This window comes from Neisseria sp. HMSC068C04 (genome assembly GCF_001810105.1).
GTDB classification, from domain to species: Bacteria; Pseudomonadota; Gammaproteobacteria; order Burkholderiales; family Neisseriaceae; genus Neisseria; species Neisseria flavescens_B.
Genome location: NZ_KV799956.1, coordinates 94,192 through 115,681, shown reverse-complemented (window position 1 = coordinate 115,681; position 21,490 = coordinate 94,192). Strand labels below are relative to the sequence as shown.

Below are 21,490 nucleotides of genomic sequence, written 5' to 3'. Positions count from 1 at the left end.
ATCAAGGCCGTCTGAAACCTCAAAAAACGGAAACCCCCCGTTCCCGTTTCAGACGACCTCACGGCCGTTTTCTCAACAAAACTGTCCACTATCCAGGAGAGCATCCGATGAAACACCTTCACGATTTACCATCTTGGTCAAAATTATGGATACATTTTGACGAAACCAAAGAACAACATATGCGCGAAATGTTCGAGCAAGATCCCGAACGTGCCGAGCGCTACTGGCTGCAGGTTGGCGGCCTGACTTTGGATTATTCTAAAAACCGTATCAACGACGAAACCATGTCGCTTTTGTTCGAGTTGGCGCGTGAAGCAGGCGTGCCGGAACGGATGCAGCAAATGTTCCACGGCGAAAAAATTAATACAACAGAAAACCGCGCCGTACTCCACATTGCCCTACGCAACCGCACCAATGCCCCCATCGTCGTGGATGGCGAGGATGTGATGCCTAAGGTCAACCATGTCCTGCAACGCATGGGCGAGTTCGCACACGAAGTCCGCAGCGGCAGCTGGTTGGGCTATACCAATCAAGTGATTACCGACGTTGTTAATATCGGTATCGGCGGCTCCGACCTCGGCCCTCTGATGATGTGTACCGCGCTCAAGCCTTTCGGTCATCCGCGCCTGAATATGCACTTCGTCTCTAACGTGGACGGCTCCCAACTGCGCGACGTATTGTCTAAAGTCCACCCTGAAACCACGCTGTTCATCATTGCTTCCAAAACTTTTACCACCCAAGAGACCCTGACCAACGCCCTGACCGCGCGTAAATGGTTCTTGGATCATGCAGGCGATGAAAGCGCCGTAGCCAAACACTTCGTTGCCGTATCGACCAACCAAAAAGCCGTCGCCGAATTCGGTATCGATACCGCCAATATGTTTGAATTCTGGGACTGGGTCGGCGGACGTTACAGCCTATGGTCGGCCATCGGCCTGCCGATTATGCTGTACCTCGGCGAAGAAAACTTCATCGAAATGCTCAACGGCGCGCACTTGATGGACCAACACTTCATCAATACGCCGCTGGAGCGTAACCTCCCCGTCATCCTTGCCCTTATCGGCATCTGGTACATCAACTACTACGGCGGCGGCAGCCACGTTATCGCGCCTTACGACCAACATCTCCACCGTCTGCCCAAATTTATCCAGCAGCTCGATATGGAGAGCAACGGCAAACAAGTGACCCTTGACGGCAAAGCTGTCGGTTACGAAACTTCGCCGATTATTTGGGGCGAAACCGGTATCAACGGCCAGCACGCCTTCTTCCAACTGCTGCACCAAGGCACGCACATCACGCCGATTGACCTGATTGCCTCCCTTGAAAAACGCAGCAACCTGCGCGGCCACCACGAAATCCTGTTGGCGAACGTTTTTGCCCAAGCCGAAGCCTTTATGCGCGGCAAAACGCCTGATGAAGTACGCGCCGAGCTTCAAGCACAAGGCATGGATGAAGCGCGTATCGAAGAGCTGGTTCCGCACAAAACCTTCTCCGGCAACCGTCCGACCAACCTCATCCTCATGGACAAAATCAACCCGCGCAATATGGGCAGCCTGATTGCCATGTACGAACACAAAACTTTCGTTCAAGGCATTATTTGGGGCATCAACAGCTTTGACCAATGGGGCGTAGAGCTCGGCAAACAACTGGCTAAAACCATTCTTGCCGAGTTGACCGGCGAGACCGAAGTGCAAAAACACGACAGTTCCACTACACGTCTGATTAATCTTTATTTGAACGCCAACAAATAAAGCATTTATTTAAAACAAAAGGCCGTCTGAAATTTTCAGACGGCCTGAGACCTTTGCAAAAATAGTCTGTTAACGAAATTTGACGCATAAAAATGCGCCAAAAAATTTTCAATTGACTAAAACCCTCCTAATATTGAGCAAAAAGTAGGAAAAATCAGAAAGGTTTTGCATTTTGAAAATGAGATTGAGCATAAAATTTTAGTAACCTATGTTATTGCAAAGGTCTCGGCCTTTTGTTTTATTCCGGATCATCCGTAAACGCATTTTCCCGAAATATCGGTACAAATGTGAAAAGATACAGTACGAATACCGCGGCGGTCAGAAGCGCAGGAACGGTAATGAAAAATATCGGGTTCACGTTCATCAAGAAAGCGCGCGAGATGGCGGCCATAAAGAGTAGGGGGACGGCGATGCGGCAGAGTTTGGGGTAGTCGAGCTTGGTAAAGCCACTGTGCCACAGTCCGGCAGTCAGCCACACCATCATCACGCCGCCCATCATGCCGCCGAGGGTAATCAAGTGCAGGGGCGCGGAGGAGGGCAGATTTTGCAGTTTCGCCGCACCTGTCCACAGATAGCCTGCCGCGGCAAAGAGCTGGAGCAGGTAATAAGTGCGGACGTAGTGTTTGCGCAGGAGTTCGTGATGGTGAAGTTCACGCAGCTTGGCAAGGAGGATGAAGCCGACGGCGAGCGCGGTAAAACCGGCGGTTTGCGCGGGCAGCCAAAGTTCGGCGGCGGCGTGCAGGAGTAGGAAGGTGATGGCGATGTTTTTATAGACGACGTTGGGGATGAATACGGGGTCTTTCAGACGGCATTCTTTGAGGGCTTCCGCGCCTAGAAGGACGCTGACGCGCACGGATACGAACATGACCGCCGCCATGTTCAAATGCACTTGCGCGCGCAACAGGTTTAAATCGCCGCTGACGGCATAGGCCGTCTGAAAAACGGTAAACGCGGTAAGCAGCATCAGCAGGGCAAAGTTGTCAGTGTTTCGGTCGAGCCAAATCAGCCAGGCGCAGAACAGCAGCAACACCAGCCAATAGGCGGCGACGAAAAACGAAGCGGTTTGCGGCGCAAACGGCAGCAGGACGGTTGCGGCGAGCAACAGCGCTGCCAAGACGGTGGCAACGGGTTTCAGACGACCTTTATACCCCGTCCATTCGAGCATGGCGGCAGTCAGGAAACCGCCGTATGCCGCAGGCAGCATGAGTTCTAAGAAGATTTTGCGGTGCAGGACGATGGCGCTGGGGCTGATGAAAAACACCAACGCGCCGAGTATGGCAAGCATCGCCGCGCCGACAAAAAACGGCCGCATGGGGTGGGTGAAAAAGGTTTGCCACTTATCCATTAATGTTGAACTCTATTGCAATGCACCTTACAGAAAGGAAAAGTTAAAAGATTTTAGAATATGTGTAACTTTGGTGAGTTTTTTTATGTTATCATTTACCTTATTTACATAACGGAGAATATTGATGAAGTTTATTATTTATACTTTTGTTTTACTCGGCGTTACTGCTTGTGTCTCACCTGTAAATATTACTCCTCAGCCAACAGGAGGAAGCAAGGCTGATGGTATAGTTACTTTAAGTTACGAATATACCATGTTTCAACAACCCGTAATTGATGAAGCAAAAGCAACACAAACTGCGCTGCAACGATGTCAGTCATGGGGTTATTCTTCTGCTGAAAAATTTAGTGGTGCAAGAAGACAATGTCTACAATTTGACCCAACACTAGGCTGTGTTCACCATTCGGTATCTATAAACTATCAATGTCAGGGCAATTGAAGCCGATAAATCACATTTACACTATTAAATAAAGATAGAAAACTTCTTATCGTCCGAAAATCACATGATTCTTCGGACGATTCTTTTCCCGTATCACTCATAATAGGGAATCGGGCTGCCAAACGCGATCATTCTCAGGTTTGCCTACCATCTGATTTTCAATCCTACGTTCTCTAATTTTCAGCAACCTGATTGCCTCTCCCTGCGGGAGAGGAATTAGGCTGCCAAACCCGAACATTTTCAGGTTTACCTGCCATCTGATTTTCAATCCTGCACGCTCTGATTTTCAGCAACCTGATTCCCTCTCCCCGTGGGAGAGGGCAACGAACCGCAAGGTTTGTCAGATACTCAAATGCCCGTATCATTCATATTATTGATATTATTGTTTGAATTGTATTATTTTCAATAATAATAAATAATCCTAAACCAATATAAATAACAGCCATTATCCAACGACTAAACTTCTCTACAATTTCACCAACACCTGAAATATTAGCCAATCTTTGTGCTGTATATACTAAAACAAAAATCAATATTAAAAATACAAGAAGAGTAACTAATAAGTCGACAAGATCTAAAGTCACAAAGTAAGGAACAAAAAGTCCAATATTATCTGCACCACAACTAGCAACTGTAACCAAAGCAACAATACCGACTAATTTTGACAACCCTTTTTCATCCAATTCTTTTTTAGCTCTTTTTTCGCCCTCACAATCGTCGTAAATAGCAACTTTAATACCTAAGTAAATCGGTATTAAACCTAATAAACCCAACACCCATTTTTCCGGAACATAATGCAAAACAAAAGCTAGAAATAAACTAACTAATATTAAAATTACAGAACCTAAATATTGTCCGATATAAATATCTCGATATTCTTTTCTAGTATTTGCTCTAGCAAAAAATATTAATAGTATTACCAACAAATCTACTGCTGTAGCAATATATAAAACAGTAGCAGTAATCACAGTCGAAAACATAAAGCACCTCATAATGAATCCTCTGCCCCCTTGGCACCACGGCTTTTTCAAAAACCGAATCGCGTTCGGATAACAGATTCGTATCTTTCGCTAAAGAGGCAAGCCTGCGGCTTGCTTACCCTCTCCCTAGCCCTCTCCCACGGGGAGAGGGAATCGGGCTGCCAAACCCTAACATTTTCAGGTTTACCTGACATCTGATTCCCAATCCTGCACGCTCTGATTTTCAGCAACCTGATCCCTGATAATAAACGAAAAACAACTAAAATCCAAATCCTGCACTCTCTGATTTTCAGCAACCTAATCCCCTCTCCCCGTGGGAGAGGGTTAGGGAGAGGGCAACGAACCGCAAGGTTCGTCAGATACTCAAATCCCCTCATCACTCATAATAATGAATCCCCTGAAACTCCCTTGCCACCACAGCTTCTTCAAAAGCCGAATCGCGTTCGGACAACGGCGTGAGCAGTGCAATCACGTTTTGCACGTTCATACCCTTAGTGGAAAGCAGCATGATTTCATGGCTCAGGCGCGCAGCTTCGAAGCGGTCGTGCGTTACCAGCATACACGCCATGCCCTGCCGCTCGATTTTTTCCACCAGCATGGCAACCAAAATATCGCGCAAATCGCGATCCAAACCGACAAACGGCTCGTCCAGCAAGGCAAGGTCGCAGCCGCATAGCAGCAGGCGCAAAAACGCCACCCGTTTCGCCATACCGCCGGACAACTCGGTCGGATATTTGTTCAAATCGCCCGCAGTCAGCCCGACTTTCGCCGCCAGCGCGATGATTTCGTCCTCATCGGGTTTGTCCATAAAAATCGCAATATTCTGCATCGCGGTCAGGTTTTCCGGCAGGCGGTTTTCCTGAAACAGAAAACCCGTTTTGCGGAAAGTATTGCGTATTGTGCCTGATTTTGGCGTTTCCAAGCCCGCAATCAGCCGCAAAACCGTCGTCTTACCGCAGCCGCTCGGCCCGAACAAGGCTTTCACTTCGCCATGTTGCAAGTTCAAACTGAAATCGCGCACGATGGGGTCGCGGAGAATTTCAAAACGCACGTTTTCAAGACAGAGCATTATCTCCTCCACGGCATAAACAAAATTTCCAAAGGCTTGGTAATCAAGTATTCAAACAGCGATACAAACACGATGACCAGCACCACATAAGCCATCACCGTCGAAGTCTCCAGCATCGCCCTCGCATCCGCAATCCGCGCGCCCACGCCTTCGCTCGCGCCCAAGAGTTCCGCCATAATCACCACTTTCACCCCCATCGCCACCGCCACGCCGATGCTGGAAATCACATAGCCCGTCAGATGCGGGATATACAGATAACGGATTTTTTTCAGACGGCCTAATTTATAAGCGTCAAACAACTCCTCATGCTGCTTGTTCACGCTCGCCATCCCGACCGCCGCACTCGCAAACGTCAGCGGCGCAACCAACACAATGATGGTAAACAACACGCTCGGATTGCCGAAACCAAACCAAAACAACGCCATCACCACCCAAATAATCGGCGGCATCGCCAACAAAACCGTAATCACAGGCTTGAGCAACGCCATCGCCGTCTTAAAACTGCCCGCCACCAGCCCCGCTGCCAGTCCTGCCGCCAGCGCAACCGAAATCCCCACCACCGACCGCCACAGCGAAATCCCGATTTCGTTTTCCTGAAAATGTTTCAATAAATCAAACGACTTTTGAAACACCTCCACCGGCGCAGGCAGCATAAACTCGCCGAACACGGCGCTTCCCCACGCCCACAATGCCACCACCACCATCGCCATGCTCAGACCGGCAAAGCCGCTCCAAAGGTAGTCGATGATGTAAAACAGCGCAGGCTGTGGTTTGCGGATTTTGTCGGTTTTAATCATGGTTTAGGTGTTGGTTGATGGGGATGGTTTGGGGATGATAAGTCGTCTGAAAAATGGTTGATTGGGTTAGATGGAACACCGTAAACCAACAAAACGGTTTGGTGTTCCCAAATATTGTTTTTCAGACGACCTTGGTTTGGAGTTTTAACATTTTGTCGGGTTACTCCTGCGGCTAAGCCAACCTACGGCTGCTTGAAATTTTTCCAATTTATTCCATATATTATTTTTTAGTATCTATACAAAAATCAATAAATTCACAAGCTATATAAGCATTTCTTTCATTTAGCCAATTCTCATTTTCAGTAGAAATTTCATGTAATATTTGCATATGATAATCTCGGAATAAACTCCCCCAAGATACAAATGACAAATAATTGCACCTAAATGGATGCAGATTTATCCATGTTCTAAAATCCATAAACCCCTCATATGATATAGAACAACTGTCATCAAAGCACATTATCTTTTTTACTTCATTCGCAATAGCCTTGATGCTATTTCCAAAAACGACAGGAAACTCATCTAAAGTTTCCTTTAATTTTTCATATATTCCAATATGGTTCTCATCAGTAAATCGCATTTGTTCGTAGGAAGGCATATATACTACCGAAATAGAATACGGAGCTAAGCTTGCATACCTGTCTTTCCATAGGATAGCAAAACCATTACTATTTAATTTATTCCCCATATTAGCCATATTATTTAAGGCTGTTTCAAATAAATTAATATATTTATCTAATCTGCTAAAATCATTGCTCCCTTTTTGCAATTCATCATCATAAATACAAATCTGGAAAGACTGCAACAATGAAGCTGGAATTTTATTTTTGTTATTTTTTATAAGGCCTTCATCTAACTCATCAATTAAATTAAAATCTATTATTTCCAATCCTATTTTACCCTCTAACTTAACAGGTTTTAAACATAATACATTTAAATTCTGAATAAATATCATATTTCTAATATGATGTAACAATAAATTAGGATATTCATTAGAAATGATGACATAAACAATATCTAATTTAGGCATATTAGGAAAAGAACTATATAATTCATAATTATATGCTCCCAATTCAGTTCCTGCTTCTCTAGTTGCATTTGAAGAGTTTTTTAATTCAATAAGGACTAAACTTTCTGTTGTATATGAATATAATACAAAATCTGGTTTAAGTGACTCTCCTTTTTTATATGATATATTTTTATTAGCACTTATCATTTCCGTTTCATGTAAAGATGATAATGAGTTACAAAATGAATTGAGAGCTATGTTTTTATGATAATTTTTATACATATTTTCAAATAATTCTGCATTATTTATTAAAGAATAAAATTCACCATAATTTTCTTTTAATGCATTCTCTAGCCATTCTTGCATATCTTTTTCGTATCTGAAAATACTCATACACCCTACCTTTAAAATTCGCTATATTTCAAATTAATCCCCGAATAACCCACATACCCAGTTAGCAAGCGTAGGTTGGCTCATAACCCAATGTTTCAGGCAATCCGACGGTTTTGTTGGGTTTGACAACCTACGGTTACCACCTGCTGTCATTCCCGCGCAGGCGGGAATCCAGAGGTTTAACGTTGCTGCAATTTTAAAACATTCCTGCAATATCAGAGACTGGATTCCCGCCTGCGCGGGAACGACGGCTCTTTGTGTTCTGTTCGAACTATTATCTGATAGGCCGTCTGAAAAAAGTAGGTCGGATACTTGTATCCGACAGCCCCCCATTTAGCCGAAATGTCGGATTCAAGAATCCGATTTACGCTGCTGATAATGTCCTTATAGGCCGTCTGAAAATGACAAGTCAGATTTCATGGCTACTCCGATATTTTCAGACGGCCTCTATCCTCTTTTAAGCCAAGAAGAACCCGTTATCCGGCAGCTTGCCGCCCAAGAGTTTCGGGTTGAACTGCATCAGGATTTCGTAAAACTTTAAAATCTCGTTCTTCACTTCGCTGCCTTTGGTTACCGTCAGCCGCGCGCCGTCCAAGCCCATGACTAGGGCGGGTTCGGGGGCGGGGAGGTAGTTTTTGCCGATTTTCGCCGCGCTTTGGCGGTTGGCCAGTATCCAGTTGAGCGCGTTTTTCAAATCCTGATGGAAGATGTCGAACTGCGCCTTGTGCGCGTGGAAATATTCTTCGTTGGCGATGATGCCTGCCATCGGAATCAGCGGTTTGGTATCAAACGCCTGCCCCCATGCCTTCACCAAATCAAAGCCGCGCACGACGTTTACGCCCATGGTTTTGCCTTTAAGTAGACTGGCTGTTGCCATCGGTTCGGGCAGGATGGCGGCGTGGTAGTCTTTGCTCAAAAACAGTCCGACTGCTTCTGGCGGCGTGGCGGTGTAGGTGATGCCGACTTTGTGTGCGTCGATTTTCAGTTTTTTCAACAAGGCTTGCAGCACGATGTCGGGCATATCGTTTTTAAACGGCACGAGGATTTTTTTGCCGACCAAATCCTGCGGCGAGGTAATCGCGCTGCCTTTGCACATCAGCTGCGTGATGCCGTTGGTCAAAATATTGACCATGCCGACTTTCTGCCCTTGGTTACGCAGGTTTACGCCGACATTGCTCGGACTCATCATCACTTTAAATTGTCCGCTCGCCACGCCCGCGCGCAGTTGGTCGGGCGAGCGCCAGATTTTCAGCGACACATCCGCCTGCTTCGCCAGCTTGCCTTGCAACGCCGCTACGGCAATGGTTACGCTAGGCATTGCCGGTGCGCCGTACACGGTAAATTGTTCTTTACCGGCTGCTAACAATGAAGGCGAAACGCCTGCGGCTGCCAGCGCGGCGGTCATTTTTAAGAAATCACGTCTTTTCATATCCATTTTTTATCTCCTAATTCTTAATAAGCCAATGCAGGCATTCTTTCAGACGGCCTGATTTTAAAACGCCGCGTGCAAACTCAGCCAATATGTCCTGCCCGGTGCATATACTACGCTGGGGGATAGGGCGAGGACGTGGTCGCCGCTGATGTGTTCGGCGTATTTTTTGTTGAACACGTTGTTCACGCCCAAGCGCAAGCCGTATTTGTCTTTGATGTTTACGCCTGCATACACATCGGCAACGGTAAAGCCTTTGGCGGCTTCGCGTTTATCTATGCCCAGACCGCTTGCTGCGTCAAAATCGCCGCGCGTTTGTTTGGCGACAAAGCGTGTTGCGGCGCCGATGTTGTAGCTGCCGTGGGCAAAGTAGTTTTTGTAGTCGGCTTGGACGGCGGCTTCAAACGGGCGGATTTGATAGAGCGGCCTGCCGTCGGTTTCGTTGTGTCCGTAGTTGTAGGTGGCTTTGATGCCTGCCGCCCAATGCGGATTGAAGTTGTAACGCGCGTAGGCCTGCGCGGTAAACAATCGCGCGTCCACGTTGCGTGTGATGATGCCGCCGCCTTTGGAAGCCGTGCCGCTTTGTCCGTGTGCGCGGTCAAAAATAATCAGGTCTTTGACTTTGTCTGCCACAAGCGTGCCGCCTACGTTCCAACCAGCGCCTGCCAACGAGTTTATGTAGCCGTTGTAGTAGTCGTTGCGGCTGTCGGCGGTGAGCTTGATGAGGTTGTGTTTTTCGGTTTTCAGCAGGGGATTGCCTGCGATGGCGGCGGCTGGGTTTTGGTTCATCAGCGTGCCGTTCATGCGGTTTTGCACGATGGCGGCAAGCGAGTTGAAGCGTTCGGTGTTGTCGCCGATTCGTTCTAAGTGAGCAAGGGAGACGCTGTATTTTTGCGTTTCAGACGGCGTGAAATCGTATTTGAGTTCGCCTGAGAAGGCATGACGGCGCACTTTGCCGTCGAAGTCGTAGCCGTAATGGGTTTTCCAGATTTGTTGTGATGAGGCAAAGGCGAGATTGCGGTTCATCGGGTGGGCGGGTTGCGCTGTATTTTTGCGAACGTCCGCTTCGTTGATTTCGTAGCTCAAACCCAAGCCCAGTTTGTGTTGGTCGTCAAACTTGTAAGACAGGGTATCGGCAATGCGCCAGCGGTCGAGGTGTACATCGGCGAAACGGTAGCCGTTGAGGAAGTCGCGCATGGCGGTGTGGGCGTTGCGTTCGCCGTTTTGGCTGTCGTTGCGGTAACTGACGGCGGCGGTGTTGTGGAATTTGCCGAAGTCCGCATCGTGTTTGAGCGAGAAGTCGTACACTTTGCGGTCAAGCTCTACGAATACTTGCTGCGGCGTGTTGTTTGGGCGCAGGGAGTAATTGTCGGCATGGCGTTTGAGTTTGATGACGCCTGCTTCTGTGCTGACCGTATTGCTCAAATCGGCATTGCCCCAACGCGCGTTGAGTTTGGCGATGTGGCGTTCGGTATCCAATGCGTCGTTGACGAACTGCGGCTGGCGGTCGTTGTTGATGTCGTCGTGTAGGTAGGTGAGGCGGTATTCCTGGTTTTCAGACGGCACGAAACCGAGTACCAAAGCTTGATTAAAACGGCTGTATTTCCAATCGGTTTGATTGCTGTCGCCGTCTTTATAGCCGTTGGCCTTGGTGTGATTGAGGTTGGCCACGCCGTACACTTTTGCCCCGCGCGCTTGCGCGGTAATGGAGTTGTAAAAGCTTTTGCCGTAAAAGCCGCTGTTCGCTTTCAGCGGACGGAAGGCTTGGTCTATGTTTTCGGTAACAAAGTAATGATCGCTGCGGTCGGTGCGGTCGAATTGGTTTTCAGGGAAATAGCCTTGTGCGGCGGTCGGTGCAATCAGTTTGGGAGGGGAGAAGGTTTTGACAGGCTGGATTTCATCAGGGTCTGCCAAGGTTTCGGCAAAGCCGTTTGTAGCGGCAAAGCTGCTCATTAACAAGCAAATCAAATGGTTTTGTTTCATGATTTATATCCTGATAATCGTTTTTATTTATTATGCTCTTAGAGAGAGGCAAAGTAAAGAAACGATAAAGTGTCTGAAGCCGACAAAACTTTATTGTCGGTAAGGAAAGCTTTAGCCTTGAACACAAGCCGATACGGGCTAAAAACTTTTAGAAGAGGAGAGTGTTAGCGAGGTTTGTATTTGGGTTTTATTTTGCGTTTGTGTTTTCCGTTCATAAAGCAGATAGGCCGTCTGAAAAAAACTCTCTCTTTTCAGACGGCCTATTGCTGGTTATAATAAATTTTACGAATCATTATTATTTCTATTTAAATATAGGAGAAACGCATGAGTACCCGTACCGAACACGACACCATGGGCAATGTCGAAGTCCCATCCGAAGCCTATTGGGGCGCGCAGACCCAGCGCAGCCGCAACAATTTCAAAATCGGCGGCGAAACCCTGCCGCAGCCGCTGATTTATGCTTTGGCATTGGTGAAAAAAGCCGCCGCCGCGACCAATGTTTCCCTCGGCAGGATTAAGCCGGAGCAGGCGGATTTGATTACGCAGGCGGCGGATGATGTGTTGAGCGGCAAGCTCGACGGGCAGTTCCCCTTAGTGGTTTGGCAGACCGGTTCCGGCACGCAGTCCAATATGAACATGAACGAAGTACTGGCGAACCGCGCCAACGAAATTGCCGGTATGGGCTTGGCAGCGTATCAGCCCGTCCATCCCAACGACCATGTGAACCACGCGCAATCGACCAATGACGCGTTCCCAACCGCCATCCACGTCGCCGCCGCGATTGAAATCAACCGCCACCTTATTCCGGCGGTAAAAGCCTTGCGCGATACATTGGACAAAAAAGCCCAAGCTTTCGCCCCCATCGTCAAAATCGGCCGCACCCACTTGCAAGACGCGACGCCACTGACTTTGGGACAAGAGTTTTCCGGTTACGTTTCCCAGCTTGATCACGGCTTAGGCCGTCTGAACGACGCGCTCAAAGGTTTATACGAACTCGCTTTGGGAGGCACGGCGGTCGGCACGGGTTTGAACAGTCATCCCGAATACGCCGAAAAAGCTGCTGCCAAACTCGCCGAATTGTCCGGTCTGCCGTTTGTCAGCGCGCCGAACAAATTTGAAGCCTTGGGCGGACGCGATGCCGCCATTGCCGCTTCGGGTGCATTGAAAACGCTGGCGGCAAGCCTGAACAAAATCGCCAACGACATCCGCTGGCTGGCAAGCGGTCCGCGCTGCGGTTTGGGCGAAATCAAAATCCCCGAAAACGAGCCGGGTTCGTCCATCATGCCGGGTAAAGTCAACCCTACCCAATGCGAAGCGATGACCATGGTGTGCTGCCAAGTGTTCGGCAACGACGTCGCCATCGGCATGGCGGGCGCGTCGGGCAATTTCGAGCTGAATGTCTATATGCCCGTTATCGCCTACAACCTCTTGCAATCCATCCGACTATTGGGCGACGCGTGCAACAGCTTCAATGAACATTGCGCCGTCGGCATCGAACCCGTACCGGAAAAAATCGACTATTTCCTGCACCATTCCCTGATGTTGGTTACTGCGTTAAACCGTAAAATCGGCTATGAAAACGCCGCCAAAGTCGCCAAAACCGCCTATAAAAACGACAAATCGTTGCGCGAAACCGCCATCGAATTGGGCTTGCTGACAGGCGAAGAGTTTGATGAATTGGTCGTTCCTGCCGATATGGTTCATCCGCGTTAAGCTTTGATAATGAAACATGCCGTCTGAAAATGTTTTCAGACGGCATGTTTTTATGCTGCGGTTGTCTTTTTTTCAAATAGGGCAAAAATCATTGACAGTAAATTGAAGAGCAGTAGGAAAGTCACTGACCTTAGAAATGTACGCCAGGCATAATGCCACGCCTCCGTTCTGTCTGCTTGGGGTAGGAGCGATGCAGTATAGCGGTTGTGTAGGGTTTTTGCGGTGTCATTGTTTTCCAAATAGTCCAACGAAAGTACCAATAATTTGCCCGTGTCTTTGTGTTGTAAGAATTTGGCATGCTCAACCCAGATGCCCGGCTTGGCTTGTTCGCATAAAGATTCAATGCCGACACAAGAGGCCAAGCTGTTTTGGTTGTTTTGCAAAATCGACAGCTCGTTTTTTTCAGCCTGCATGGCTATGGGGGAGGTTTGATGAAGGTATGCGCTCATGCCGTTGTTCTCTATTGCTTGAAAATCATGGAGCTGGCTGAATCCACCATTTTCCCAGGCGACAAATACGGCATAGCATCCGCTGAATAGGCAGATCATAGCCAATTTAAAGACAAAGTTTTTCATCCTTGCTCCTTTTGTTTGAAGACGGCGGCAAAGTCAGGAGGCGTATTTTCTCGTTTGAAGGTAAGTTTAGGTTTTATCTGTTTTTATTGTGAGGTTGAGTGTAACACGGGCAATCAAAAGGCCGTCTGAAAATTTTCAGACGGCCTTTTATTGTGTGTTTAGACGGGTTTAAGCCAACAATTCACGCCAGCGTTTCACTTGGAAACGGACTTGTTCAGGCGCGGTGCCGCCCAAGTGGTTGCGCGCGTTTAAGCTGCCTTCGGGTGTCAGCACGGTGTAAACGTCGTCGGTTATCAAACCGCTGAAACCTTGTAAGACTTCGAGAGGCAATTCGCTCAAATCAACGCCTGCTTCATCGGCATGGCGCACGGCTTGGGCAACGACTTCGTGGCTGTCGCGGAAAGGCATGCCTTTTTTCACCAAGTAATCCGCCAAGTCGGTAGCCGTTGCAAAACCCTGCATCACGGCGGCGCGCATATTGTCGGGTTTGACGGTCACGCCGTGCATCATGTCGGCGTAAATGCGCAGGGTGTCGATAAGCGTGTCGGCAGTGTCAAACAATGGCTCTTTGTCTTCCTGATTGTCTTTGTTGTATGCCAAAGGCTGCGATTTCATCAGGGTAACCAGGCCGATCAGGTGACCAATCACGCGACCGGATTTACCGCGCACGAGTTCGGGTACGTCGGGATTTTTCTTTTGCGGCATGATGGACGAGCCGGTGCAGAAACGGTCGGCAATATCGATAAAGCCGAAACGCGGGCTCATCCACAAAATCAATTCTTCGGAAAGACGGCTCAGGTGAACCATAATCAGAGAAGCGGCAGCTGTGAACTCAATAGCAAAATCGCGGTCAGACACGGCATCGAGCGAGTTTTGGCAGATTTGTTCAAAGCCCAACAATTCGGCGGTAATTTCGCGTTGAATCGGGTAGGTGGTACCGGCAAGGGCTGCGGCGCCGAGCGGCATACGGTTGACGCGTTTGCGGCAGTCGGCCATGCGCTCGAAATCGCGGCCGAGCATTTCAACGTAGGCGAGCATATGATGCCCGAAGCTGACCGGCTGGGCAACTTGCAGATGGGTAAAGCCGGGCATAACGGTTTCGGCGTTTTGTTCCGCCAAATCAACCAAGGCCGTCTGAAGGTTTTGAATCAGGCTTTGAATAACGGTAATTTGATCGCGCAGCCACAGGCGGATGTCGGTAGCGACTTGGTCGTTACGGCTGCGGCCGGTGTGCAGGCGTTTGCCGGCATCGCCGATTTTGTCGGTGAGGCGGCGTTCGATGTTCATGTGGACATCTTCCAAATCCAGCGACCAGGAAATCGTTCCTTCTTTGATTTCTGCTATAATCTCGGCCATGCCCTGACGGATGGCGGAGAGGTCGTCTTCGCTCAAAACGCCCGACTGTGTCAGCATTTGCGCGTGTGCCAGCGAGCCTTGGATGTCCCATTCTGCCAGTCGTTTGTCAAAATCAATCGAGCCGGTATATTTTTTGACCAGCTCGGAAACAGGTTCGTTAAAACGGCCTGACCAGGTTTTGTCCTTGCTCATATCAGCATCCTTAAAATATAAATAAAAAAAACAGGGTCTACGTCTTCGATATAGCAGACCCGTCTATACATTATGAAAGAAAACGGTTGAAATCATGTCTATTATACGTCAAATAAACCAGAATTTCGCAGTGCCGGATTTGCGCAATTCTGCAACTCTGGTGCGCCTGCTCATTGTTTTGTTAATCAGTTTGTTTATCTTCCCGTTGATGACGGTATCGGGTGTGCCTTATCCGGAACAGATTTTCCAACATTTTTCATGGGCTTGCCCCGTCATTCTCTTAATTTTACTTAAGGTCTATTTCTTACAGGCATTTGCGCCGTCCTTGCTTCGCTCGCAGTACAGCGTTGTGGTTTCCTACGTCTCCAACCTGCTGATTTTCTTGTTTGTCGATTTAGTGATTTTGAAGACGGAGATTTGGCCGTTGATCCAACACTTCTTCTTGCTGACCTTTTTTTGTTTCAGTTTCATGTACATCGAAGCTGCCCGTCGCAACAGCCTCGCGCCTTCCATTTCCGAAGCCAGATTGAGCGCGTTGACGGCGCGCATCCGTCCGCATTTCTTGTTTAACAGCCTGAATGCCGCTATCAGCCTAATCCGTCTGCGTCCGTATGATGCGGAAACTTTGTTGGAAAATTTGGCCAACCTGTTCCGCGCACAACTGCGCGACGGTAGTCAAAACAGTACCTTAGGTCAGGAAATCGAGTGGGCGCAGGAATATATTGCCATCGAGCAAATCCGTATGGGACATATGCGTGTACAGGTTATGTGGCAACACCATGCCCCCGACGATGCAGAAACGCCGCATCTGCTGCTACAGCCGCTTTTGGAAAATGCCGTATTCCATGGTGTCGAATCTATCCACCGTCCAGGGATAATTACGGTATTAACAAAATTGGAAAAATCATCTATTTTCATCAGTATCGAAAACCCATGCGGAACAGAACCTAACGAAAATACCAAGCCGCATAAAGGCAATTCTATGGCTCTGCGCAATCTGAAAGAGCGCCTGACTTTGATGTATGACACCGACGCGAAAATCAGAAACATCCAATCAGACGGCCTGTTCCGCGTTGAAATCATATTGCCGTACCGTAAAAAATCAGCCGAAGTTTCCCGTCTGTTTGGCTAAAACGCATAGAAGAGGGCGGCTTTAGATAGGTTAGACTATTAACACATTAAATAAAATAGTTTAAATTTATTACATTCAGTAACATAACTGTTCCCATTTTTTGAAAACTGGTCTATGATGCTTAAAAGGATTGTTTACAATCTTTAATTGCAAATCATTTGCAATTGCCCAGAAGAAAAAACAGAAAAAGGAACAAAGAGATGTTAGAAGCCTATCGTAAAGCCGCCGCCGAGCGCGCCACCCTTGGTATCCCCCCCCTTCCTCTGACTGCTCAGCAGACTGCTGATTTGGTTGAGCTGCTGAAAAATCCACCTGCCGGTGAAGGTGAGTTCTTGGTTGAGCTGTTGGCTCAACGCGTACCGCCCGGTGTGGACGATGCCGCCAAAGTTAAAGCCTCATTTTTGGCAGCCGTTGCGGAAGGCAGCGCATCCAGTCCGCTGATTTCCCCTGAGTATGCTACCGAGCTGTTGGGTACCATGCTTGGCGGTTACAACATTCATGCACTCATCGAACTCTTGGACAACGACAAACTTGCGCCTATCGCTGCAAATGGTCTGAAACACACTCTGTTGATGTTTGACTCTTTCCACGATGTTCAAGAAAAAGCCGAAAAAGGCAACAAATACGCGCAAGAAGTATTGCAATCTTGGGCTGATGCCGAATGGTTCACTTCTCGCGCCAAAGTTCCAGAAAAAATCACTGTTACCGTCTTCAAAGTCGACGGTGAAACCAATACAGACGACCTCTCTCCTGCACCTGACGCATGGAGTCGTCCTGATATCCCTCTGCACGCGCTGGCGATGTTGAAAAACCCGCGCGACGGCATCAATCCTGACAAACCGGGTGAAGTCGGTCCGATTAAATTGTTGGAAGAACTCAAAGCCAAAGGCCATCCGGTTGCTTACGTTGGCGACGTGGTCGGTACCGGTTCTTCACGTAAATCTGCTACCAACTCCGTCATTTGGCATACAGGTGAAGATATTCCGTTCGTACCGAACAAACGTTTCGGCGGCGTATGCCTGGGTGGCAAAATTGCTCCTATTTTCTTCAATACTCAAGAAGATTCCGGCGCATTGCCGATTGAAGTCGATGTATCTGCTCTGAAAATGGGCGATGTCGTCGATATCCTGCCTTATGAAGGCAAAATCGTGAAAAACGGCGAAACCGTTGCCGAGTTCAGCTTGAAATCTCAAGTATTACTGGACGAAGTGCAAGCCGGCGGCCGTATCAACCTGATTATCGGTCGCGGCCTGACTGCCAAAGCACGCGAAGCACTGAAACTGCCTGCTTCTACCGAATTCCGTCTGCCTCAAGCGCCTGCCGAAAGCAAAGCCGGTTTCACCTTGGCTCAAAAAATGGTTGGCCGTGCTTGCGGTCTGCCGGAAGGCAAAGGCGTGCGTCCGGGTACTTACTGCGAACCTCGCATGACGACGGTCGGCTCGCAAGATACTACCGGTCCGATGACTCGCGATGAATTGAAAGACTTGGCTTGCTTGGGCTTCTCAGCAGATATGGTAATGCAGTCTTTCTGTCACACTGCCGCTTATCCGAAACCTGTTGATGTCAGAACCCATAAAGAATTGCCTGCCTTCATCTCGACCCGTGGCGGTGTATCCCTGCGTCCGGGCGACGGCGTGATTCACTCATGGCTCAACCGTCTGCTGTTGCCTGATACAGTCGGTACCGGCGGCGACAGCCATACCCGTTTCCCTATCGGTATTTCTTTCCCTGCCGGCTCCGGCTTGGTTGCTTTCGCAGCAGCCACGGGCGTAATGCCGCTTGATATGCCTGAGTCTGTATTGGTACGCTTCAGTGGCAAACTGCAACCGGGCGTCACCCTGCGTGACTTGGTAAATGCAATTCCGTTGTACGCGATTAAACAAGGTTTGCTGACTGTTGCCAAAGCCGGTAAGAAAAACATCTTCTCCGGCCGCATCCTCGAAATCGAAGGCCTGCCTGATTTGAAAGTGGAACAAGCCTTTGAATTGACTGACGCGTCTGCCGAACGCTCTGCTGCTGGCTGTACCGTGAAGCTCAACAAAGAGCCGATTATCGAGTACATGAAATCCAATATTGTGTTGATGAAAAACATGATTGCCGACGGCTATCAAGATTCACGCACTTTGGAACGCCGTATCAAAGCCATGGAAGCATGGTTGGCAAATCCTGAATTGCTCGAAGCGGATAAAGATGCCGAATACGCCGCCGTGATTGAAATCAACATGGACGACATTAAAGAGCCGATTATTGCTTGCCCGAACGACCCTGACGACGTGTGCTTCATGTCTGAACGCTCCGGCACCAAAATCGACGAAGTGTTCATCGGTTCTTGTATGACCAACATCGGCCACTTCCGCGCCGCCTCCAAACTCTTGGAAGGCAAGAGCGACATCCCGGTACGTCTGTGGATGGCACCGCCGACCAAAATGGATGCAAAAGAGTTGTCTGACGAAGGTCACTACGGTGTACTCGGCCGTGCAGGCGCGCGTATGGAAATGCCGGGTTGCTCATTGTGTATGGGTAACCAAGCGCAAGTACACGAAGGCGCAACTGTAATGTCCACTTCCACCCGTAACTTCCCGAACCGCTTGGGTAAAAACACCTTTGTTTACCTCGGCTCGGCTGAGTTGGCGGCGATTTGCTCCAAACTGGGTAAAATCCCGACTGTTGAAGAATACCAAGCCAATATCGGTATCATCAACGAGCAGGGCGACCAAATCTACCGTTACATGAACTTCAACGAAATCGACAGCTACAACGAAGTAGCCGAGAAAGTGAATGTTTAATATAGCAAGGTAAACCGATTTTCAGACGGCCTTAAGTAACAAAGGCCGTCTGAAACGGAAAAGTAAAGGACGTGTTCATCATGTCCTTTTTATTTTTAGTTTAATAAAAGGCCGTCTGAAAGATAAGTTTCAGACGGCCTTTGTTTAGGATAAATAATCAGAAAACCGATTAATCAGCGTTGTTTACTTTACGCCAAAACCAGGTTGGAGTAGGGCACAAGGTTGACGCTCGTGACGGCTGCGGCGTGTTCTGCCGGCAATTTTACCGCAGACAATACCCGGATCGTTTTTCTCTTCTGCTTTTTTCGAGTTTTTGTCTGATTTATTCGCGTATTCGCTGCGTTTGTTTCTATCATCGCGGCGAGAGCGGCTGTCGTTGTGCTGAACTGGTTGCGCTTCGGCTTCATCTTGATTGTCGTTACCCCACCAATGCGGCTCAAAACCTTCGATGCGTTCCACATTCAAATCGCTGCCGGTCAGCTCTTTAATGGCTTCAAACATTTTCTGTTCGGTTTTATCCATCAAGGAAATGGCAACGCCGTCGGCACCGGCCCGGCCGGTACGTCCGATGCGGTGGACGTAGTCTTCAGGTTGGGTTGGCAGCTCGTAGTTGATGACGAAAGGCAACTCGGCAATATCCAGGCCGCGTGCGGCAACGTCAGTGGCAACCAAAACGCGTAATGTACCTTCTTTAAAGGCGTTGAGGGTTTCCAGTCGGCTTTGTTGGGATTTGTCGCCGTGGATGGATTGCGCGGCAATGTTGCGGCGGACGAGGTCGCGGGTAACTTGATCAACGCTTTGTTTGGTTTTGCAGAATACAATGACTTGATTCATATGCAAATCAACAATCAGACGTTCGAGCAGGTTGCGTTTTTTGAGTGCATCAACGGCAATGATGTGTTGCTCGACATTGGCGTTGGTGGTGTTTTGCGCAGCCACTTCAACCATTTCGGGCGTGTGCATAAAATCTTGCGCAAGCTTGCGGATAGGCGGTGAGAAAGTGGCGGAGAAAAGCAGGGTTTGTCGCTGTTTGGGCAACATCTGCATGATTTTGCGGATATCGTCGATGAAACCCATATCAAGCATACGGTCGGCTTCGTCGAGTACGACGATTTCGACTTTGTTTAAATTGATGTTTTTTTGCTTGACGTGGTCGAGCAGTCGGCCAACTGTGGCAACAACGATTTCACAACCGGCGCGCAAGTCGGCAGTTTGTTTGTCCATATTGACGCCGCCGAAGAGGACGGTATGGCGCAAAGGAAGATTTTTAATGTATGCCTGCACATTTTGGTCAATTTGATCGGCCAGTTCGCGGGTTGGGGTCAATACCAACATACGGACAGGGTGCATGGCAGGGGAGGTGCTGGATGTGGCGTAGCGTTTCAGGCGTTCGAGGCTGGGCAGCATAAAGGCGGCGGTTTTACCTGTGCCGGTTTGTGCTGCGGCCAAAAGGTCGTGTCCCGCCAAGGCTTTGGGAATTGCTGCAGCTTGAATAGGCGTCGGGTTTTCATAACCCTGATCGGTCAGGGCAGAGACTAATTCGCTGCCTAAACCGAGTGAAGAGAAAGGATTCATGATGGTGGCTTTCTGTTCAGACGGCTTTTTGAATGATAGGCCGTCTGAAAAATCTGATTCTGAAATGGATAAACCGCAGTATGATTTTGATTCTGCGGTTTGAAAAAAAATGGGGGGCGGAACAATCCGTCAAGTAGTCCATTATGCCATAAAAAGAGGGACTCCCCAAATGATGGTTGCGGCTAGGAACAGCCATGTTTTGATATTTTTACAGTTCAAAAGCAGAAAAATTTACTGGCCTGCAAGGTTTTGAGTTTATTGGGAATTAAGCATTTGTCTTAACGTCAATAGAATTAATTTATCAAAAACTTACAGGTTGAAATGAAACTAAATTGTACTCACGTACTCAATATTGAGGTGCAGAGCTTGTTTTGTAGCCTGTATCTCCCGTTTAACGGTAAACCATAAAATCAAAATTTAGGAATATACAATTATGAAAACTTTATTAATCGCTCTGGCAACCGGTAGCTTGATGTTGGCAGCTTGTTCTTCTTCCAAACCTGAAGAAGCGGCCGCGCCACGCATCACTGTTGAAGAAGCAATGACTCAATGTCAACAAGCATCTGGTGAAAATGCTGACCGCGCTGTATTTGATGCCTGCATGAAAGGTAAAGGCTATCAACGTACGGCTGAATCAGCTGCCTCCGAGCCTGCTGCATCTGAGCCTGTAGCTGCTCCTGAAATTACTGCTCCTGAAGCTGCAGCTTCTGAGCCTGCCGACAAAGCTGCTCCTGCTAAAAAAGCTGCTAAGAAAGCAAAAAAATAAGCTTCATAAAATTCAAGGAAGTCACTCTTATCAATACTCCAGATGAAGACAGACTTAGAGCAACTTGAAAACAAAGGCCGTCTGAGTATATTTCAGACGGCCTTTGTTTTTTATGTATATGACCATTATTCAAAGATATGCTTTTGGTTTTATTAAAAAATAAAAAAGACGTATAACGGGTACACGTCTTTTTAGGGAAT

General features: G+C 48.2%; 16 protein-coding genes. 6 read left to right on the top strand and 10 right to left on the bottom strand.

The genetic code is table 11. The annotated features are described in order from the left end of the window. Positions 1–107 precede the first annotated feature (107 nt). A complete protein-coding gene (pgi, locus tag HMPREF2700_RS06535; protein ID WP_070591066.1) occupies positions 108–1,751 on the top strand; it encodes a glucose-6-phosphate isomerase in 1,644 nt (547 codons plus the stop codon). 238 nt (positions 1,752–1,989) lie between these two features. On the opposite strand, the gene HMPREF2700_RS06530 is transcribed toward pgi, so the two are convergent. Continuing rightward, positions 1,990–3,063, bottom strand: a complete 1,074-nt coding sequence (locus HMPREF2700_RS06530) for an NnrS family protein (protein WP_141745830.1) — start codon at positions 3,061–3,063, stop codon at positions 1,990–1,992. A 157-nt stretch (positions 3,064–3,220) separates the two neighbouring features. Here HMPREF2700_RS06530 and yecR point away from each other — a divergent pair, with 157 nt between their 5' ends. Then, a complete protein-coding gene (gene yecR, locus HMPREF2700_RS11425; RefSeq protein WP_083303965.1) occupies positions 3,221–3,535 on the top strand; it encodes a YecR family lipoprotein in 315 nt (104 codons plus the stop codon). A 365-nt stretch (positions 3,536–3,900) separates the two neighbouring features. Here the strand turns inward: yecR and HMPREF2700_RS06525 are convergent, their stop codons facing one another. From HMPREF2700_RS06525 to HMPREF2700_RS06500, 6 genes are all read right to left on the bottom strand, one after another. Then, positions 3,901–4,515, bottom strand: coding sequence for a CadD family cadmium resistance transporter (locus HMPREF2700_RS06525; RefSeq protein ID WP_070591080.1), 615 nt, complete (start codon positions 4,513–4,515; stop codon positions 3,901–3,903). 376 nt (positions 4,516–4,891) lie between these two features. After that, positions 4,892–5,584, bottom strand: coding sequence for an ATP-binding cassette domain-containing protein (locus HMPREF2700_RS06520; protein ID WP_188209287.1), 693 nt, complete (start codon positions 5,582–5,584; stop codon positions 4,892–4,894). Then, positions 5,584–6,381, bottom strand: a complete 798-nt coding sequence (locus tag HMPREF2700_RS06515) for an ABC transporter permease (RefSeq protein ID WP_070591063.1) — start codon at positions 6,379–6,381, stop codon at positions 5,584–5,586. The genes HMPREF2700_RS06520 and HMPREF2700_RS06515 overlap by 1 nt, the downstream gene beginning before the upstream one ends. Positions 6,382–6,601: 220 nt before the next feature. Continuing rightward, positions 6,602–7,783: a hypothetical protein gene (locus HMPREF2700_RS06510; protein WP_070591062.1), complete on the bottom strand. Its 1,182-nt coding sequence runs from the start codon at positions 7,781–7,783 to the stop codon at positions 6,602–6,604. A gap of 457 nt (positions 7,784–8,240) precedes the next feature. Continuing rightward, on the bottom strand, positions 8,241–9,218 hold the full coding sequence (locus HMPREF2700_RS06505; protein ID WP_003675852.1) for an ABC transporter substrate-binding protein: 978 nt from the start codon (positions 9,216–9,218) through the stop codon (positions 8,241–8,243). 57 nt (positions 9,219–9,275) lie between these two features. Beyond that, a complete protein-coding gene (locus tag HMPREF2700_RS06500) occupies positions 9,276–11,195 on the bottom strand; it encodes a TonB-dependent receptor (RefSeq protein WP_070591060.1) in 1,920 nt (639 codons plus the stop codon). Between the two features lie 324 nt (positions 11,196–11,519). Between HMPREF2700_RS06500 and fumC the strand changes: the two genes are divergently transcribed. Beyond that, positions 11,520–12,908 (top strand): class II fumarate hydratase, encoded by a 1,389-nt coding sequence (gene fumC / locus HMPREF2700_RS06495; RefSeq protein WP_070591059.1) that lies wholly within the window; start codon positions 11,520–11,522, stop codon positions 12,906–12,908. 50 nt (positions 12,909–12,958) lie between these two features. On the opposite strand, the gene HMPREF2700_RS06490 is transcribed toward fumC, so the two are convergent. After that, the gene (locus tag HMPREF2700_RS06490; RefSeq protein ID WP_070591057.1) at positions 12,959–13,483 is read right to left on the bottom strand and encodes a hypothetical protein; all 525 of its coding nucleotides are present in this window, start codon (positions 13,481–13,483) and stop codon (positions 12,959–12,961) included. A gap of 168 nt (positions 13,484–13,651) precedes the next feature. Next, entirely contained in the window at positions 13,652–15,031 is a 1,380-nt protein-coding gene (gene argH, locus HMPREF2700_RS06485) for an argininosuccinate lyase (RefSeq protein ID WP_070591056.1), read from the bottom strand. Between the two features lie 94 nt (positions 15,032–15,125). On the opposite strand from argH, the gene HMPREF2700_RS06480 reads away from it, so the two are divergent. Beyond that, a complete protein-coding gene (locus HMPREF2700_RS06480) occupies positions 15,126–16,163 on the top strand; it encodes a sensor histidine kinase (RefSeq protein WP_049331614.1) in 1,038 nt (345 codons plus the stop codon). A 200-nt stretch (positions 16,164–16,363) separates the two neighbouring features. After that, positions 16,364–18,949, top strand: a complete 2,586-nt coding sequence (acnB, locus tag HMPREF2700_RS06475) for a bifunctional aconitate hydratase 2/2-methylisocitrate dehydratase (RefSeq protein WP_070591054.1) — start codon at positions 16,364–16,366, stop codon at positions 18,947–18,949. Between the two features lie 183 nt (positions 18,950–19,132). On the opposite strand, the gene HMPREF2700_RS06470 is transcribed toward acnB, so the two are convergent. Beyond that, positions 19,133–20,527, bottom strand: a complete 1,395-nt coding sequence (locus HMPREF2700_RS06470; protein WP_141745827.1) for a DEAD/DEAH box helicase — start codon at positions 20,525–20,527, stop codon at positions 19,133–19,135. Between the two features lie 430 nt (positions 20,528–20,957). Between HMPREF2700_RS06470 and HMPREF2700_RS06465 the strand changes: the two genes are divergently transcribed. Continuing rightward, positions 20,958–21,290 (top strand): hypothetical protein, encoded by a 333-nt coding sequence (locus HMPREF2700_RS06465; protein ID WP_070591052.1) that lies wholly within the window; start codon positions 20,958–20,960, stop codon positions 21,288–21,290. Positions 21,291–21,490: the final 200 nt, after the last annotated feature.

Coding starts and splice junctions, on each gene's coding strand:
- HMPREF2700_RS06510 (WP_070591062.1), bottom strand. CDS start 7,783: ATGAGTATTTTCAGATACGAAAAAGATATGCAAGAATGGCTAGAGAAT.
- yecR (WP_083303965.1), top strand. CDS start 3,221: ATGAAGTTTATTATTTATACTTTTGTTTTACTCGGCGTTACTGCTTGT.
- HMPREF2700_RS06530 (WP_141745830.1), bottom strand. CDS start 3,063: ATGCGGCCGTTTTTTGTCGGCGCGGCGATGCTTGCCATACTCGGCGCG.
- HMPREF2700_RS06505 (WP_003675852.1), bottom strand. CDS start 9,218: ATGGATATGAAAAGACGTGATTTCTTAAAAATGACCGCCGCGCTGGCA.
- HMPREF2700_RS06480 (WP_049331614.1), top strand. CDS start 15,126: ATGTCTATTATACGTCAAATAAACCAGAATTTCGCAGTGCCGGATTTG.
- acnB (WP_070591054.1), top strand. CDS start 16,364: ATGTTAGAAGCCTATCGTAAAGCCGCCGCCGAGCGCGCCACCCTTGGT.
- HMPREF2700_RS06490 (WP_070591057.1), bottom strand. CDS start 13,483: ATGAAAAACTTTGTCTTTAAATTGGCTATGATCTGCCTATTCAGCGGA.
- pgi (WP_070591066.1), top strand. CDS start 108: ATGAAACACCTTCACGATTTACCATCTTGGTCAAAATTATGGATACAT.
- fumC (WP_070591059.1), top strand. CDS start 11,520: ATGAGTACCCGTACCGAACACGACACCATGGGCAATGTCGAAGTCCCA.
- HMPREF2700_RS06515 (WP_070591063.1), bottom strand. CDS start 6,381: ATGATTAAAACCGACAAAATCCGCAAACCACAGCCTGCGCTGTTTTAC.
- HMPREF2700_RS06465 (WP_070591052.1), top strand. CDS start 20,958: ATGAAAACTTTATTAATCGCTCTGGCAACCGGTAGCTTGATGTTGGCA.
- HMPREF2700_RS06500 (WP_070591060.1), bottom strand. CDS start 11,195: ATGAAACAAAACCATTTGATTTGCTTGTTAATGAGCAGCTTTGCCGCT.
- argH (WP_070591056.1), bottom strand. CDS start 15,031: ATGAGCAAGGACAAAACCTGGTCAGGCCGTTTTAACGAACCTGTTTCC.
- HMPREF2700_RS06520 (WP_188209287.1), bottom strand. CDS start 5,584: ATGCTCTGTCTTGAAAACGTGCGTTTTGAAATTCTCCGCGACCCCATC.
- HMPREF2700_RS06525 (WP_070591080.1), bottom strand. CDS start 4,515: ATGTTTTCGACTGTGATTACTGCTACTGTTTTATATATTGCTACAGCA.